General features: G+C 27.3%; 12 protein-coding genes. All 12 read right to left on the bottom strand.

Annotated elements, in window-relative coordinates:
* Positions 1-87: 87 nt before the first annotated feature.
* Complete coding sequence (locus AZI32_RS00170; RefSeq protein WP_061993905.1) at positions 88-1,890, bottom strand: cell wall-binding repeat-containing protein; 1,803 nt, start codon at positions 1,888-1,890, stop codon at positions 88-90.
* 210 nt (positions 1,891-2,100) lie between these two features.
* Positions 2,101-3,549 (bottom strand): oligosaccharide flippase family protein, encoded by a 1,449-nt coding sequence (locus AZI32_RS00165; protein WP_061993904.1) that lies wholly within the window; start codon positions 3,547-3,549, stop codon positions 2,101-2,103.
* 309 nt (positions 3,550-3,858) lie between these two features.
* Positions 3,859-4,704 carry a hypothetical protein gene (locus tag AZI32_RS00160; protein WP_061993903.1) on the bottom strand — a complete coding sequence of 282 codons (846 nt, stop codon included), beginning with the start codon at positions 4,702-4,704 and terminating at the stop codon, positions 3,859-3,861.
* Positions 4,705-5,056: 352 nt separating this feature from the next.
* Positions 5,057-5,632, bottom strand: a complete 576-nt coding sequence (locus AZI32_RS00155) for an indolepyruvate oxidoreductase subunit beta (RefSeq protein WP_061993902.1) — start codon at positions 5,630-5,632, stop codon at positions 5,057-5,059.
* 1 nt (position 5,633) lies between these two features.
* The gene (gene iorA / locus AZI32_RS00150) at positions 5,634-7,400 is read right to left on the bottom strand and encodes an indolepyruvate ferredoxin oxidoreductase subunit alpha (RefSeq protein WP_061993901.1); all 1,767 of its coding nucleotides are present in this window, start codon (positions 7,398-7,400) and stop codon (positions 5,634-5,636) included.
* 85 nt (positions 7,401-7,485) lie between these two features.
* Positions 7,486-8,382: a phosphate butyryltransferase gene (locus tag AZI32_RS00145; protein ID WP_061993900.1), complete on the bottom strand. Its 897-nt coding sequence runs from the start codon at positions 8,380-8,382 to the stop codon at positions 7,486-7,488.
* Positions 8,383-9,310: 928 nt separating this feature from the next.
* Positions 9,311-10,324 (bottom strand): alpha-hydroxy-acid oxidizing protein, encoded by a 1,014-nt coding sequence (locus tag AZI32_RS00140; protein WP_061993899.1) that lies wholly within the window; start codon positions 10,322-10,324, stop codon positions 9,311-9,313.
* A 49-nt stretch (positions 10,325-10,373) separates the two neighbouring features.
* Complete coding sequence (locus AZI32_RS00135; RefSeq protein ID WP_061993898.1) at positions 10,374-10,850, bottom strand: DUF523 domain-containing protein; 477 nt, start codon at positions 10,848-10,850, stop codon at positions 10,374-10,376.
* Positions 10,851-11,499: 649 nt separating this feature from the next.
* Positions 11,500-13,866, bottom strand: coding sequence for an endonuclease MutS2 (locus AZI32_RS00130; protein WP_061993897.1), 2,367 nt, complete (start codon positions 13,864-13,866; stop codon positions 11,500-11,502).
* Between the two features lie 14 nt (positions 13,867-13,880).
* A complete protein-coding gene (locus tag AZI32_RS00125; protein WP_061993896.1) occupies positions 13,881-16,238 on the bottom strand; it encodes a U32 family peptidase in 2,358 nt (785 codons plus the stop codon).
* Positions 16,239-16,459: 221 nt separating this feature from the next.
* Complete coding sequence (locus AZI32_RS00120; RefSeq protein ID WP_061993895.1) at positions 16,460-17,461, bottom strand: glycosyltransferase; 1,002 nt, start codon at positions 17,459-17,461, stop codon at positions 16,460-16,462.
* A 236-nt stretch (positions 17,462-17,697) separates the two neighbouring features.
* On the bottom strand, positions 17,698-18,915 hold the full coding sequence (zapA, locus tag AZI32_RS00115; RefSeq protein ID WP_061993894.1) for a cell division protein ZapA: 1,218 nt from the start codon (positions 18,913-18,915) through the stop codon (positions 17,698-17,700).
* Positions 18,916-19,110: the final 195 nt, after the last annotated feature.

Genomic DNA, 19,110 nt, shown 5'->3' with positions numbered 1-19,110 from the left:
CTTATTTTTTTATATTAGTCATATGAAAATAAATAATAGCCCAAATATGCGAGAATACTGATCTATTATTTATTTGATTATGCCTTATTAATTACTATCTTTTTGTCCTGGTATAGTTCCATATATATATCCGCCATTTTGTAGATTATATTCTAAAGTTTCAAACATATCCCTAACTGATATTATCCCTATACCATATAATCCATTTTCTGGTTCATAAACAGCATATGAGTTCATTGCATTTCTAACAGTTTGCATATCTTCATCTGTCTTTATATTGGTACTAAACTTAACATCTTTATCTAAAGCCTCATAAGCCTTAGGTTTATTTACAAAATATACATTATCTATTTCTTGATTATCATAAAGCTCTCTAAATACTCTGCCTAATGCTGAATGATCACTTTGTGGCTCCTTAAAATAGCTAAAAGTAAAGAATTGATAATCCTGTCCATCACTTATAAACTCTCTTATATCCGTTCTTAATTCATCTATATGTTCTTTAGTACTACTATCTGGTATGTCTAAATATGTTCTATTTTCATCAGGTATTCCATAGGCATCTAGTTCTTTGTCAAATTCATTTGTTCTTGCTTTTGCGAATTCTTCTAATGTCATTGTCGATGGTATTTTAGGACTTAATTTTCCTGATTTTATTCTTTTATAAACAAAAGATCCATTTCCTCTGTTTATAAGAACAACTTTAACATTTTCTGGTCCTAACTCTTTTACTGCATTCATTATTGCTGAATGAGCAAATAGTATTACATCATCTTGATGGCTAAAGAAAAATGCTGCTTTAGGTTTAGTAAACTTAAGTTCTCCAGGTTCTAAATTATTTTTTATATTTAAAGTTTTTTCTAGAAATTCGTTAGGTATTTTTGATTCAAAATATATATTTTTAAAATCACTATTTTTTAAATAGCCTTTTTCATCTTCTGTAATATTATCTTTATAGAAAACTATTGGTCTTTTTAGCATTGAAGATGCTAATATATCTTCTTGTTCCTTTGAGTCTAAAACTATAATTGAATTAGACTTTGTAAAAAACTTATTATTTATTTTTATACTAGAATTATTGAAATCTTTAATATCTATTAAAGATTCATCATTGAATTTTTCTTTAGAAAATAATCCTTCATTTAAAATATATCTATTTTCTTTTTCAACTTTAGTTATAAATTTGTTATTTTTTACATCTTCTTTTGTTGAAAATAAAATAGGAGCTTTTAATTTTGATGCTACTGATGCTATTAGTGTATTTTTATCCTTATCTTGTTCTGATGCTACAAAAACAGTATTATATCCGCTCATCTCTTTTGCTATATTTTTACTTAACTGACATATATCTTTTCCGCATATCCTTTTTATTTTCTTATTTGAATCAATCTGACTTTCAACAGTTTTAGATATACTTGTGTCATTTCCTACTATATATACTTCTTCAGGATTTATCCTACTCACTTCATTTTTAACATCATCTGGTATATTATCATTATCAATAACTAACACTGATGCATTTTTATAACTAGCTAATGGCATAGCTAATAACTTTTCTAGCATATTATTTCCATTTACCAAAACAATATTTTTACTTTTTAGGGATTTACTCATTTCTATATATTTATTATATATATCACTACCTTTTAATCTTATAGTTTTCCCCTTCAAGTTTTCAGTTGCTTGTTCAATCTCCTCAACAGTTTGTTCATTGTTAACTAAAATTTTACAGCTATGATTTTTTACATATATTTGTTTAGATATCATACCTAAAGATACAATTAAAATCATTGCTATTACGGTAGCACATATCTTTTTTCTTTTTTTCCTTTTTTCCCTTTTCTTTCTTCTTAAGTTTATCGTTCTTGTATTTCTATATTTTTTATTCATTACATCTCCCCCAAATAATACTTTAACCATAGCAAAAATATATTTATTATTTTATAATTTTCTCATTTATTCTTTAACTAAGAATAAACTCAATTAAATTTATTTTTTTACACAATATATTTTATTCTTTTTATTTATTTTTGTGTTACAAAATAAAAACAAAACCTACTAAAATAAATTTTATAAAATTTGATTTTAATAGGTTTTATTTTATCTTTTTATTTTCTTTTTATATAAATCCCTACACATATTAATCAGTGCATTAATATATTTTCTATAAAGAATATATAGTAATAATAATTCTAAAATACCTAATAAAATATATAAATACCCAAATTTGAAAAATGTAGCATAAAATGTGTATATACACAATGCAAAAGTCATTATATAGAATCTTTTAAGATGATAATTTACTTTGTAATATCTAAGTCCTATATATGTTCTTATTGAAAAAAACACTATATAAGATAATCCTGTAGAAATTCCTGCGCCTACAGCTCCTAATTTAGGAACTAATATGAAATTTCCTATTATATTCACAACGCATGAAACTACAGATATGTATATATGCTTTCTTTGCTTCTTTTTAAAATTAATTCCTAAAACAGTAGTCTCTGAAACTGTGTACATTATTGGCATAAAACTTAAAAATGGTATTATATACGCAGCAGTTCTATATTCAGAACCTAAAAATAAAATAATTATGTCTCTAAATAAAATTAATCCAATAGTGCAAAAAAACATAGCAATAGTTACAATTAAACTTGCCTTTTCAAAAAACTCTACATCCTCTGGGTTTTTCTCATATCTTTCAAAAGCTACTGGTACCCAAAACGTAGTAAAACAGCCCTGTAGTATAGTAAGTAATGCAACAACCTTTGCTGCCGAACTATATATCCCTAGTTCCTCTGCCCCCCAAAAACTTTGTATTGCAATTCTATCAGCTGATTGGAAAATATAATGTATAGCCGCTGTTATAACCAATGGTGCACCATATACTAAAATTTCTTTCGTATCAGTTTGTAGGTTCATTTCACCATCTTTTATATTAAATATATTCCAATATTCTCTTTCACATATTATAGCCATTATAGTAACTGCAACATTAGAAAATAATAGTGCTAAAACTAAAGCCATATAATTATCTTTAAGATAGTATCCTGCAATAAATATCATAAATAAATAAAACACTTTATTCATAACAATTAATAATGAATATGTTTTAGATTTTTGTTGCATTCTAACAACTAATAATGCAAACCTATTAATTAATAAAAAGCTTACATGAACTATAATAATTATTAAAAATATTAAATTATAACTTCCAAATATGAATTTAGATACATACTCTCTAAATATGATGGCTAAAATTATTAACAATATATTTATTATAGCTGGAATTTTTACACATCTTAATAATAACAGCTTTCTATTTTCTTCTTTTTCAACATAAAAAAATCTTACAAAAGCTTGATCTATACCAAATACTAATATAATCATAACTAAACTAGAATACAATTCAAACTGAGAATATATACCAAATTGTACTGGCGAAAACATTCTTGTTATAATTGGTGTACTAATTATTCCAATCAAAAAAGTTATCCAACTTCCTACAGAAAAGGATAAAAACTTATTTAATAAACTCTTATTACTCATATTTTATACCTTCTTCAAAATTAAATTAAACATAACTTAAATTATATATGGATAAATTAATATGTCAATAATACTATTATAAACTAAATTTTAGTTTTATCCTAAGCTTTCCCTTTCCTATAACTATTTTCAGAACTATATCTAGAGTAAAAAATTTAATCAACTAAACAGTCTATTTACTCTGTTTAATCTATAATCATCCATTAAAATTCTCATTTAATAAAGCTATAAATTAAGATTTCAGTTTAAACTCCTATAAAAATTATAGGAGTTTATAAGTATTTCACTTTATACTTATTAATATGATTTTTACTTTTTCATTACATTATTTCTTAATAAATACATTTTATTAGCTGCCATTTTCATACCAGCATTATCTAAAGTCCTCATATATTGATTGTAATTCATACTTAGAACGTTGCCATATGATTTAAGTAAATTATTATAATAACCTAATAAATAATTTGTTCTCATAAGTTTTTCATTATGTCTTGTATTAAATAAAATGCTATTTACTCTTCTTTTCTTATCTGCCTTCTTTTTAATATCAGAATAGTAATCCTTACCTTTTCCAATAAGTAATATTTTTTCATAATTCACTTCCATAACCTGTCTATAATATGGATGTAATACTTCAATCATTCTTTCATTAAAATATTCATTCTTTTCCTTTTCTTCTTCTATTACTGCCTTTAATTTTTTTAATTTCTCGTTAGTTTTCACCCTAAGTAAAGGCAACCTTTCTATTACATACGTTACCTTATCAATGTTTTCAGGATGACCTTTTTTTATAATTTCTAACCCTTCTAGAACACTTTCATAATCATTTTTATCTTTATTTATATCTGCTTCATCCTGAAGTGCAGCTAGTATACTTCCCTTTTCTTCATTTAAATATATATCCATATAATAAAAAATTCTAGCTAACCTTTCACATAGAATCTTATCTTCTACAATATTATCATCCTCATCTATATACATATAATTTTCAGGTTCTACACTTAAATTTTTAGTAAATTTTTTTACAAATATTACTTCTCTGTAAAGCTTTTTATTATGACTTATAGGTTTAGATATTTCTATATTTTCTATTGATTTTTTATATGGCAACAGTTTGTCCATTAATTCCTTTGATGGCTTATCATACAGTTTCATAAAATATTCCTCCCTTGTTCATCCAAATTCACTAAGTTATATGCCTTTAAATATTGTTACTATAGTTAAATAAGCTATTCATTGAAAATTTAACAGATTAGCATTTTAAATTTTTTTATTATTACTTTTTAACACTATAATTTTGGAATTTTTAGGCTTAGCTTTACGCCTATGATTGGAACCATATAGTATTTAAAAAGTTCTTACTTATTAAAAACTATTTATTTAAAAGTATAAATACATTATATCAAATTTTTTAAAAATTCCTATAATTCCATATGATTTTAGAAATAAAATTAGAGCTATTTCAAAATAAAATTTTATCATTATTTTGAAATAGCTCTTAATTATATTATGCTTCCATACCTAATTTTAAAGCTTTTTTATTTAATTCTACAGCTTTTTTTGGTACTAGTGTTGAAACTACCTCTTCCCAATCTATCTCTCTTAAGTCTAATGCTTTTAATAATGCTCCTAAAAGAACTACATTTTGAGCCTTTATATTTCCTAATTCTTCAGCTATATTTGCAGCATTTAGAACTACTAATTTTTCTACTCTTTTTTTCAATTCACCAATCACATCTTCTGGGTACTTCTCTTCTCCTATCAGCACTGGTACTGGATGTATTTCATATTCATTTACTACTAAATGTCCACCTTCTTTTAAAAATGGTAACGCCCTTAAGGCCTCACTTTTTTCAAAAGCAACAACTACATCTGCTTTGCCCTCTTCTATAAGTGGAGAATACACTTTTTCTCCAAATCTTACTTGAGTTGTAACACTTCCACCTCTTTGTGCCATACCATGAACTTCTGACATTTTAACATCATATCCATGTCTTAATAATCCTTCAGATAATATTTTAGATGCAAGTATTGTACCTTGTCCCCCAACACCTATAAATAATATACTCTTTACATCCTTCATATTATTCACCAACCTTTTCTATTGCATCAAATGGACAAACTTCTTTACATAATCCACAACCATTACACATGGATTCATCTATAGAAACAATTCCATTTTGGAATTTAAGTGCTGGACAACCTGTCTTTAAGCACTTCTTACATTTTTTACATTTTTCACTATCTACTTTACAACTTAAATTTGCTCTCTTCTTTAAAACTTCTTTTATTAATGCACATGGCTGTTTTGTTATTATTACAAATGGTTCTTTGCTATCATGGGCATCTTTAACAGCATCTTCTGTTTCTTTTAATTTATAAGGATCTACAACTCTAATATTTTCTTTCTTCACACCACAAGATACTACCAATGATTCTATATCAACCATAGGAGCTGGTTCATTTTGAAGTGTTTTTCCACTTCCTGGATTTTCTTGATGGCCAGTCATCCCTGTTATTCTATTGTCTAAAATCACAGTAACTATTGGAGTATTATTATAAACAGAGTTTATAAGTCCTGTAACCCCTGAATGGAAGAATGTTGAATCTCCTATAAATGAAAATACTTTTTTTCCTTCCCTTTTACCTACTATAGATGCTCTTTCTATACCTATTCCACCAGAAATAGATGCACCCATACAAATTACTGTATCCCCTACGTTTAAAGGAGGGTTCATACCTAGAGTATAACATCCTATATCACTTGTAGATATTACATCCTTATATTTAGATACTGCATAGAAAATTCCTCTATGTGGACATCCAGGACATAATACTGGTGGTCTTGATGGTGGTCTTACATCTGATTTATAGTTTATTACAGAACCTTCACCTAAAATAGCCTTTCTTACAATTGTAGGGTTTAACTCGCCACATACAGGTATAATTTCTTTTCCTATACAGTTTATTCCCATTGCTTTTACTGTTGTTTCTATATATGGGTCATTTTCTTCAACTACATATAATTTTTCTACTTTACTTGCAAATTCTTTTATCATTTCATCTGGCAATGGATAACTTAATCCTATTTTTAAATAAGATGCATTATCACCTAAAACTTCCTTACAATATTGATAAGAAACACCACTTGTTATTATTCCAACTTTAGTACTTCCCATTTCAATTCTATTTAACTCACAATTATTTGAGTATTTTCTAAGCTTTTCTAATCTTTCTTCTACTTCATAATGTTTAGCTCTAGCATTAGCTGGTGTCATAATATATTTTTTAACATTTTTTTCGTAGGGTTTTACTTCTACATTTTTTCTTTCACCTACTGTAACCACAGATTTTGAGTGAGAAACCCTTGTGGTTGTTCTAAATAATACTAAAGTATCAAACTCTTCGCTAATTTCATAAGCTTTTTTCATATATTCTATACACTCTTGTGAGTCCGATGGCTCTATAAGTGCAACTTTAGCATGAGGCGCATAATATCTATTATCCTGTTCATTTTGTGATGAATGCATACCTGGATCATCTGCTGTTACTACTACAAATCCTCCATTTACGCCTTCATAAGCCATTGTAAACAATGGATCTGCTGCAACATTTAATCCAACATGTTTCATAGTGCATAATACTCTTGCACCACCTATTGATGCACCTGATGCAACCTCAAATCCAACTTTTTCATTAGGTGCCCACTCTGCATATACACCCTCATATGTTGCAAAATTTTCTAATATTTCTGTACTTGGTGTGCCTGGATAAGCTGACGCCATATGACAACCTGCTTCATAAGCTCCTCTTGCGATAGCTTCATTTCCAGTCATAATTACCTTTTTCATAATATCCCTCCAAATCCCCAAATATATATATTAACTATAAAGTAAAATTTTTACTTACTATAACATAATAAAACTTATATATTAACTAAACAAGTGTAGCTCCTAAAGCTATTGAATATAATTTAGATTGAGCACTATCTGCTCTTGAAACTAATACTACAGGACATTTAGCACCTAATATAACTCCAGCACTTTCTGCACCTGCAAAATATGTTAAAGATTTTCCCAAAAAATTTCCTGCTTCTATATTAGGAACCAATAATATATCACTATCCCCTGCAACATCACTAATTATTCCTTTATGCTTTGCAGCTTCTTTTGATATAGCATTATCAAGGCCTAACGGCCCATCTATAATACAACCTTTAAGTTGCCCTCTTTGACTCATAGCAGTTAACGCTGCTGCATCTAAAGTAGCTTGCATATTAGAATTCACCACCTCAACTGCACAAATTGGTGCAACTTTAGGACAATCTATACCTAAAACATGAGCAAGATTAACTGCATTTTTTATTATACCTACTTTATCTTTAAGCTCTGGATATGTTACCATACCCCCATCTGTTAATAAGATTAACTTATGATAGTTAGAAGTTTCATAAACCATTACATGCGATAATAAATTGTTAGTTTTAAGACCACATTCTTTATTTAAAACAGCCCTTAATAGGTCTGCTGTTCCAAGCATTCCCTTCATTATAAAATCTGCTTCCTTATTTACTACTAATTGAACAGCTTTTGCTGCTGCTTTTTTTATATCTTTTTCATCTATAATTTTAAATTTAGATAAATCTATGTTTAAATTTTTAGCTATACTGATTATTTTATCTTCATCACCAACTAAAACAGCATTTATTATATTTTCACTAACAGCTTCATAAACTGCCTTTAAAACTACTTCATCTTGCGCTACAGCAATTGCTAATGTTTTCTTTTTACCACTTTTAGCTTTTTCAATTATTTCTTCTAATTTAGTTATCATAATATCCCCCTTCACTGCTTTGCAATTTTAGGCATATTTAATTAAATAATAGATAAAACCTCTTATCTATTTTTGATACTCCTTCATTAAGCTCCCCTGATATGCTTGTGTTTCACAAAATAGAATTTGAAATTCTAGACTATTATTTTCTTTTATATACCTTTACCTTTTTTTATTTTATCTTTATTAACCTTATAGGGTCCAAGTTAAGTTTTAAAGTTATTCATTTATCAGATGAGAAAACTCAAATTAATATTTCTATCAATAACTAACAGATTATTTTAGTTAAGAGTTAAGAGTGAATAGTTAACAGTTGTGGTTATTACTACTCACTTCGTTCCTAGTAATTCTCAACGTATCTTTTTATAAATTTGTAAAGCAAATTATATTGATAGATTTTTTTAAAGCATTTTCAGAAAGTGGTTGTCACTTTCATTCTAAATTCATAATTCATAAATAACTATATTTGTACTTATTTTTCTTAACTTATAACAAAAATTTCATGTACAAATTTAAGTTGGAGCTTGTTTCCCTATAGTTATAGCTTAGAAACTCTTATGATGTTTTTTAACATTTTTAATTTATAACAAACTCTAATCCGAATTTGTATTACTACGTAATACTTGCTTGTACATTTAAAATTCAAATTTTTAAATACATTATATACATATACATTTTTTTTAGTTTTATAACTAATTAAGAATATTATAAATATTCTTAATTAAAGTATACCTCCTTGAATTCCAATGTCAATTTTAACAGCTAAATTTTATCAAAAAAATGTAAATTTGTTTTACTTTTTTTGTATTTTTATCAAATTTATTTATATTTATGTGTAATTTAATATATTATGTAATAAAAAACAGCAAGATTTTATAATTTTTTTAATCTTACTGTTTCCCTTAACTTAATAAGTTATATGTTATTTTTAATATATTATGCTTTCATTAATACTTTCAATATCTTTACATCCTGTTAATACCATTGCTGATTTTAATTCACCTTTTAATTGGTTTACATAGCAAGTTACACCTTCATTTCTGCCACCAAAAGAAGCTGTAACAAATGGTCTTCCTATAAGAACTCCATCTGCACCTAGTGCTAACATTTTTAATACGTCTACTCCTGTTCTTACCCCACCATCTACAAGTATTTTTACTTTACCTTTAACAGCTTTAGCTATATCTGATAATACTTCTGCAGTTCCTGGTGTTTGGTCTATAACTCTTCCACCATGATTGGAAACTACAATAGCATCTACTCCTGCTTCTACAGCAAGCATTGCTTCATCTACAGTCATTATTCCTTTTAATATAAACGGTAACTTAGTACTATTTACAAGTTCCTTTATTTCTTCTATCCCTTTAGGCATAACTGGTTTTCCATGTAAAGCTAATGTTATTAGTCCACATGCATCTATATCTACACCAATTGCAAAAGCTCCTGACTTTTCCGCTAATTTTATTTTTTCTATAACATTAGGATTTTCCCATGGTTTTATAAATACAATTCCATCTCCATCATATTTTTTTAACACTTCAAGGTTAGTCATTAAGAATGAATCTACTGCTGTATCTCCCACCATAGGATATATACCAGAATCTAAACAACCTTCTATTACCCAAGTTATGTACTCTTCTTCAGTAAATTTTCCACCCATATTTAAAGTTGTACCTGTAACTGGTGCTGCAAAAACCGGTATATCCATTCTTTTCCCAAAAAACTCTGTAGAGATATCTATATCCTTTGCATCGTGCATAACTCTCATATTTAATTTTATATTATTTAAAGCATCAAAATTAGCTTTAAATGCTTCACCAGTACCTTTTCCACCCATTCCTGGAACTTCACCAGCACAAGCCACACCATTGCAATTTTTACAAACTCTACAACTTCCATTTAAATTTTCTCTAGCATTTTTTCTAATATCATTCATGTTCATTTTTGTGTCAACCCCTCCATAATTTATATAATAAATTTAAAATAATATACTATTTATTGTTCTCTTTACTAAAAAACTCTTCTAAAGTTTCTTCTGTAAATATTTTTATACCATTTCTATATAAAAGCTCTGCAGCTACTCCATTACCATCTTTTTTATTGCCACTAAAAGTTCCATCATATATTTTCCCAAAACCACAAGATGGGCTTCTTGCTTTTAATATTGCATACTCTGCACCTATAGATTTTGCTATATTAAGCGCCTCATTTGCACCTTTTAGAAATTCTTCAGTAGCATCATCATTTTTATCTGGACTCAAAACCCTTGCCTTTCCATCTAAAACCATCGCTCCATCACCGTCTATTATTTCATGAGCCACCCTTGGTGTAGCCTGTCCTCCAAGTTGTTCAGGACATATAGGCATAGCTTTTCCTTCTTGTAATAATTTTAAAACTCTTTCATCTAAATTATTACCGCCATTATATTTACAATTTACTCCACACAAGCATCCACTAACTAATATCATGCCTACCACTCCCACGTTATTTTATTTAGATTTGTTCATTAAATCTTTATTATCAGTCAAGAAAAATAAACACAACTATAGTTATTTAAAAGTTAAAAGTTTAGCAATAAAATCTATATTAAACAACGCCTGTCCTAGAAAAGGTACGTTCAGTATTACTAGAAGTACATCAACTAGTAATTAATCATAACTATGTACTATTAACTCTTAACTAAAATAAGCTGTCAACTATTAATATGCTGTTAATCTTAAGTTTTCTCATCTGATAAATACATAAATTTAAAATTCATCTTAGAACCCCATGTGCATAAAGCTAAAACACTTTATTCCAATAAAATATTTTTCTTTTAAGCTATTACTACATTATGTAATAATAAAGAATTTAAATAAGCTATTCATTGAAAATTGATTTAGGGTTTCTTTGGAATTTTTAGGCTTAGTTTTACGCATATGATTATTTCCCTATATAACTTGAATAATTTAATTATATCTTATAGAAATCTTTTTTCAAAATATTTTACAAATGTAATCTTAAAATTTAAAATACTAAAATAAGTACTCACCCAAAACCTTTACGCCTACGCTTATATTTCTATATTATAAAAGTTCCAATGATAGCATATATCAATGGAACTTTTGTAATATATTTTTATTTAAGCTCTACAATTGTAACACCAGTTCCACCTTCACCATATTTTCCAAGTCTATGCGACTTTACATGTGGGTGCCTTTTTAACAAATCATTTATTGAGCTTCTTAAAATTCCTGTACCATTTCCATGAATTATAGACACTTCACCAAGTCCAGCTATATATACATCATCTAAATATTTATCTACAGTGTATATAGCCTCTTCTGAATCCATACCTCTTAAATCAACTGATGTAGGAGTATTTTTAAGTCTTAATTTAGCTTCCCTTTTTTCCATTTTTCTTATGGCTTTATCTGGTTTAATTGATTTAGATTTTCTTAAATCCTCAAATTTTACTGTTATTTTCATTATCCCAGCTTGAACTTGAACTTCTCCTTTTGAATCTACTTTCGAAATTACTATAACATTTTGATTCAATCTTGGAAGGTATACTTCATCACCTTCATTAACTTTTTTAAGTTTTTCTCCTGTGGCTTCTTGCTTTTTAGTTTCTATTAATTCTGCATGTTCAAGTTTGTCTTTTATTTTCTTTCTTTCTTCTTCAAGTTTTTTTCTAGCATCAGAGCTATATCCAAGTCTTTCAATTTCTCTTATATTTTTAAGAGCTGTATCTGATTCTTCCTTAGCCTGTTTTATAAGGTTTTTAGCTTCTCTTTGTGCTGAATATAGTGCATTTTCTCTAGCCTTTTCAAGTTTATAAAGCTTTTCTTCGTATTTTTCTTTTAATTTTTCTGCATCTTTTTTTAGAGCTTCAGCTATTCTTGCATCATTCTCTGCTTTTATACTCTTAGCTTGAAGACTTTGAATAAGTTCCTCGAAATTCAAACTATCTGTAGATATGTTTTCTTTCGCATCTTTAATTATATATTCTGGAAGTCCTAGTCTTCTAGAAATTTCAAAAGCATTAGATTTTCCTGGAACTCCTATTAATAGTTTATAAGTTGGACTCAATGTCTCTACATTAAATTCAACAGATCCATTTTCAACGCCTAATGTTTTTAATGCATATCCTTTTAGCTCACTATAGTGAGTTGTAGCAACAACTCTACATCTTCTTTCTTTCAAGTTCTCCAATATAGACACAGCAAGGGCAGCACCTTCTGTAGGATCTGTTCCAGAACCAAGTTCATCAAATAAACATAAAGAATTTTCATCTGCTTCTTCTATTATCCCAACTATATTAGTCATATGAGATGAAAAAGTTGATAAACTTTGTTCTATACTTTGTTCATCACCGATATCCGCATAAACATTTTTGAAAAAGCTTACTACTGAATTACTCCTTGCTGGAATTAAAATTCCGCTCATTGCCATTAAATGAACTAACCCTACAGTTTTTATAGTTACAGTTTTCCCTCCAGTATTAGGACCTGTAATTACTAAAGATGTAAATTCTCTGCCTAGATATACACTATTAGGAACAACTACTTTAGCATCAATTAATGGATGTCTTACTTCAATTAAGTCAATAATTCCCTTATCATTTATTTCTGGACAAATTCCATTTATTTCACTAGCATACTTAGCTTTTGCGAATATAAAATCTAATTCCCATAATATATTTGCATCATTTTCTATTAACTCTATATTGTTTGTTACCTTTTTAGATAACACTCGTAATATTCTTTCTACTTCTTTTTTTTCTTTTATAAACAACTCTCTTATCTCATTATTTAAATTTACAAGACTCATTGGCTCTATAAATAAAGTTGCTCCAGTAGCACTTTGATCATGTATAAGACCTGGCACTTGATCTTTATATTCTGCTCTAACTGGAAGAACATATCTATCGCCTCTTATAGTATATAAATTTTCTTGAAGATATTTAGAATTAGCTCTTAAAAGTGAATTTACTTTTTCTTTTACAGATGAACTTTTTTGTTTAAGTTTTCTTCTAATATTATAAAGATCATCTGAAGCCCTATCTGACACTTCTTCTTCACTTACTATTGCCATAAAGATTTCATCTTCTAATTTTTTTATAGGTACTATTCCTATACATATATCCTCTAAAACCCTATAGCCTTCTTCTTCTTCTTTATGAGATATATACTCTTTAAAACTTCTACTACATTTAAGCATAGATGCAATTCTTAATAACTGTTCACAAGTTAATGCAGATTCTTTTTTAGCCTTATTTATTGCTTCTCTAACATCATATATACCTTCAAAAGGAGGATTTCCTTTTGTTGTTAACAGTTTAAATGCTTCTTTAGTCTCCTCAAGATGTTCTTTTACCTCATAAAGATTATCATAAGGAGCTAACTTATCTATAAGCTCTCTTGCTGCAGTAGTCTTTGTATATTTTTTTAATTGTTCTTTTATCTTATTATATTCTAATACTCTTAAAGTTTTTTCTTGCATTTATATCACCTACTTTATTCTACTCCTCTTTTATAATGACCTCTTGTATACCTTTTATAATCACCTTCAAATTTCTCTTCCATAGCCATTTTTATTATTTCTTTAGATTTGTTATAATCTTCATCTATCAAATCTACTCTAAATGAATTTATATTATTTCTTCTATATTCCTTCATATTAGGGATTAGGTTTAATGGTACATTATTATAAATATGGCTTCTACAGTATTTATCCGTTAAAACTTTAAATTCCTCACCTTTTCTATCTTTTAACACATAATCTCCTTCAAAGCATTTTTCAGAACATGAAAATTTGCTGCTCTTTCCTCCAAACAAACTACCTATTGGACAATACTCACTAACCATAAGCTCATACTTTCCATAAACAATCACTTGAGGTTTTAACGTTGATTTTTTTGCTAAATTATTTAACTCTTTGTTATTTAGTTCAACACTCATAACTGCACCATCTAAATATTCACTATAAAACTGTGAACTATAACTATTAAATATATTTAGCTTATAATCACCTATTATATTAATCCTACTATAAAATCTAGCTATTATAGCTAAATTTGAAGTAACTATACCTTTTATTCCACTTATGTGTTTCTCTATTAAGCCACAAATTCCTTCTAATTCTTCTTTAATTATATTAGGAGTTTTTATATACACATTCACTCCCTCAATATTTGTAACTTCTTCTATTCGTATTTTACTGCCCTTAAAGAAACAGTCCAGTGCTATATCCTTAACGCCACTATCTACCGCCGCATTAAGTTGTTCTATATTACTTACCACCACCATAAATTCTGGAAGATCAGCTTTTTCTTTAGGTTTCTTTGAAATATAACTAATATCTTTTTTAACTTTATCTTCTCTTCTATACTTTAATATTAGGAAATTTATTATTTTGTCTGTAAGTTCTCTACGAATAGCATTTATTGAGGATACTGCCATAAACCCTTCTTCAAAGTCTAAAAACTCTATTTTGTTTAACTCAAAGGGAGTATCCCCTAATTTATTTAAAGATTTTAATAATCCTTCTTTATCAAGTGGTCTTTTTAAAGCCTTTTGTACTATATCTCCACTTACTTCAAATTCATTTTCTTCAAATTTACCAATTAATTTCAAAGAATATCCAACCTTAAACTCAATTTGTAAATCTATTGGTAATTTTTTAGCATACAGATTTTCATATATGCTAGAAAGTTCTTCTAATAAAGTTATATCTCCTGCTTTATAAAGGACATCTCCAGATTTATATTTAGTTGGCTTTAACGTAACTTTTTCTCCTTTTTTAGCATATTCAACATCATTTTTGTTTAGCTTTATTCCAGACACGGCAAATCCATCATCCTTAATTCTAATGCCGTCTTTTAAATGTATATCTTCTTCTAATGTTATCGTTAAGTCCTTTTGAACTTTACCAAGGTATATGCCACTATTTTTAGGACAATTATATGCCATCATGTCTTTTCCAACATTTCCAAACATATAAGCCTTTGAAAATCCTTCTCTATTAAATAATTGAGTAAGCTTTTTATATTCATTTTTAACATCAATAGGTTTATTATTATAATAGCTATCTATAGCCTTTTTATAACTTCCAACTACACCAGCAACATACTCTGGTCTTTTCATCCTACCTTCTATTTTTAAAGAAGAAGTGCCACTATCTACTATTTTTTTTATTTCATCATAGGTACATATATCCTTTGGAGATAATAAATATCCTGACTTATTTAATCCACTTTTCTTATTTATTAAAGTATATGGAAGCCTACAAGGTTGAGCACATCTACCACGATTTCCACTTCTACCGCCAATTATGCTACTCATAAGACATTGTCCTGAATAGCTAACACATAAAGCTCCATGAACAAATATTTCCGTTTCAATGCCTAAATCTTTAGATATGTATTCTACCTCTTTTAGCGACAACTCTCTAGATAAAACTATCCTTTGAAATCCTAATTTGTTTAAAAATAGTGCACCATCGCCATTATGTACTGTCATTTGAGTAGATGCATGCAACTCAAAATCTGGAAATAACTTTTTACATCCATAAAATAATCCCAAATCTTGAATTATCAGCGCATCAACACCTATTTTATATAAAAATCTTATATATTCTATTGCCTCATTATATTCTTCTTCTTTTATTAATGTATTAACTGCAATATATACTTTTACTCCATAAATATGGCAATAATCTACTGCATTCTTTAAATCTTCATCATCAAAATTATTTGCATATGCTCTAGCAGAAAATTTACTTCCGCCCATATATATTGCATCACACCCTGAAAGCACTGCTGCGTACAAGCTTTCCATACTTCCACTTGGTGCTAGTAACTCCACTTTTTTCATCATTTCTCACTCCTATTTTGAGCCTTTAGTTTTGAACTTGATATCTTAAAAACTATTTCCATTACCTTTTATTATAAATCTTTTACAATGCCTTATACAATTATAACAATTGTAATAATATAAATCCAACAATAATTTATATAGGGTCCTAAGTTAGGATTTTAACTTATACTTTTATCAAGTGAAGAATTAAACACCTATCTTAGAACCCTATATACACTTTATTGACATCTATTTAAAAGCTTATTATATTCATCTAAAAGTATATTTACTGTAGATTCCCAACTATAATTTTTAAATACATAATTTTTCAAACAATCATTTTTTCTTTTATAGTAAGCTTTTAAAATTCCTTCTTTTATAGTTTGATCATCATAAGGATTACAATATACAGCTAGCTCTTTAAAATACTCTGACATTGCACCTTCTTCTGTTATAAGCATATTGCACCCGCTTCCAGCAGCTTCCAATGCAGCCAAATTTGTAATTTCCATAAAGCTAGGTATTGCATATACTCTTGCAAATTTATATGCATTAAACAAATTATAATTATCCATAAATCCTAAATATTTTACATTTTTATATTTTAAGCATTCTTTTAAATAATTTTTATCATCTACTGCACCAATTAAAACTAAATCAATATTTAATTCATTACAAATTCTACTAAGTGTTAACTGATTTTTTCTTGCTCCTATTCTTCCTACAGCCAAAACATAGTTACTTACATTATATCTCTTCTCAAAATTATATAATGGAACATCTTCATCTTCAACTTCACTTACACCATTTTTTAAAATTATAATATTTTTATATTCTTTAAAATCCTTCTGTAATACATTTTTTTCCCATTGACTATTACAAACTATTAAATTACATTTATTTAACACTTCTTCTCTATATAAATTGGAACTTTTCCAAAATTTTAATTTATCCTCTTCATTTTTGTATTTATAATACTTCTCCATATTGAAATACAAAGGTGTTATTATTAACTTGCACTTACATTTTACTGCTTCTTTGTGATATTTATAAATTTGACCTATTTCATTAATATTAAAAAGATGAACTATATTATAGCCTTTAAAAGAATAAATATTCCCATTATTTATGGTAACATTTATATCTAATAATCTTAAATGTTTATAAACTTGTTTTATTATAGCCGTATCGCTACCTGTGTTTTTCAAGTAGTCTTGTCTTACACACAACAAAACTTTCATGCCACATCTTTCCTCCTATAGTGAACTGTTAGAATATAACTATGCACTATAAGTAGCATTTAGCACCTTATATTTTCAATTGTTAATAAAATACATACAATTTATACATAAAAACTTCAAATTTCGTATGTTTAAAGTATATTTTATAAAGTTTTAAAGACAATTTTTTTCATTTTAATATTTTTAATTATAATCATCGTAAAGGAAAATAGCTTGTAAGATATAATACCTACAAGCTATTTTATATTCAATAAAGGATTAATTTTCAACTTTTCTTTAGTCAATTCTTTTCTCAAGTCTTGTAACTCTAAGACTAATTGTTTATTTCTAGCTAATTGTTCACTTTTTTCTAATCGTAATTTTTTTAATTCTGCTAATAATTTTTTATTTCCATTTGTTAATATAAACTTTTCTCTATCTAAGTCATCATTCTTTTTTTTTACTTCTTTTAAAAAATCAGTTACTATTAAAAGTTCCTCATTTATTTGATCTATTTCCTTTAATAACTTTTCAGTTTCTTTAACTTCACCATTATTTTTTATTTTTATTTCTTCTAATTCTTTAGTCAACTTTTCATTTTTCATTTTAGTTTTTTCTCTAAAATCTTCAAACTCTTTTAATCTATCATTAAGCTGACTTTCTCTATTTTGAATTTCTATATCTTTTGATTCTATCTCTAAATTTTGATTTTCTATCTCTTCAACTTTATATTGTAACTTTTCCTTTGTAAGTGCTAACTCTTCTTCCATAGATTGAAGTTCCAAATCTTTTCTTTCCAATTCCTCTGATATGGATTTTATTTTTATATCATTTTCTTTTATTTCATCATTTTTTATATATAATTCCATATCTTTAGATTTTATTTCTTCATTTTTCTCTTCAGCGTCTTTAATCCAATTAGTTAGTTCCTCATTTTTCTTTTCTAATTCTTCTTTTATAAAATTAAGTTCTTTTTCTTTTGAAAAAATAGTCTTTTCTTTTTCTTCTAATTCTGCTTTTACATTTTTCAATTCAGAATCTCTCTCACTAGAATCTATTGCTAAAACTTTTAATTTACTAGCCTCTTCTTGTAGCTCATTAATTTTTGGTTCCATCTCTAAATATTTTTTCTCTAAAATTTCATTATTAGATATAAGTTTTGAATTTTCTTCTTCTAATCCTTCAATTTCATTTTTCATTTTTTCTAATTCAGAAATTAGAAGTTTATTATCATTTCCAACCTTCTTATAGTTTTCTAGTAACTTCTTATAGCCTTCTTCACTTTTTAAAATTTCATCTCCCATATTTAAAGCTGCTAAAACTGTAGCATCTCCTGGGCTTAATTTTTTATTTGTGGACATTAAATCTTGAATACGATTATCTAAATATTTAGCTACCTTATGCAAGTATTGATCATTTTCCTCGCCTTTTAAGTTATATTCAATTCCATTTATTCTAACGGTTATAATGTTCAAAAAAAACACCCTCTTAAAGATTATAGTTGCTAATATTTTATCATAAAACTGTAGTAAAATAAACCATATCTAACCATTTTATTTTTAGAGTTTCTTTGAAATTTTCGCAGACTAGCATTTTAATTTTTTCATTATTACTTTTAACACTATAATTTTGGAATTTTTAGGCTTAGTTTTACGTCTATGTTTATCTTC

This window comes from Clostridium sp. ATCC 25772 (assembly GCF_001573875.1).
Taxonomy (GTDB): Bacteria; Bacillota; Clostridia; order Clostridiales; family Clostridiaceae; genus Clostridium_J; species Clostridium_J senegalense.
This window is presented reverse-complemented; position numbering and strand designations above follow the sequence as displayed.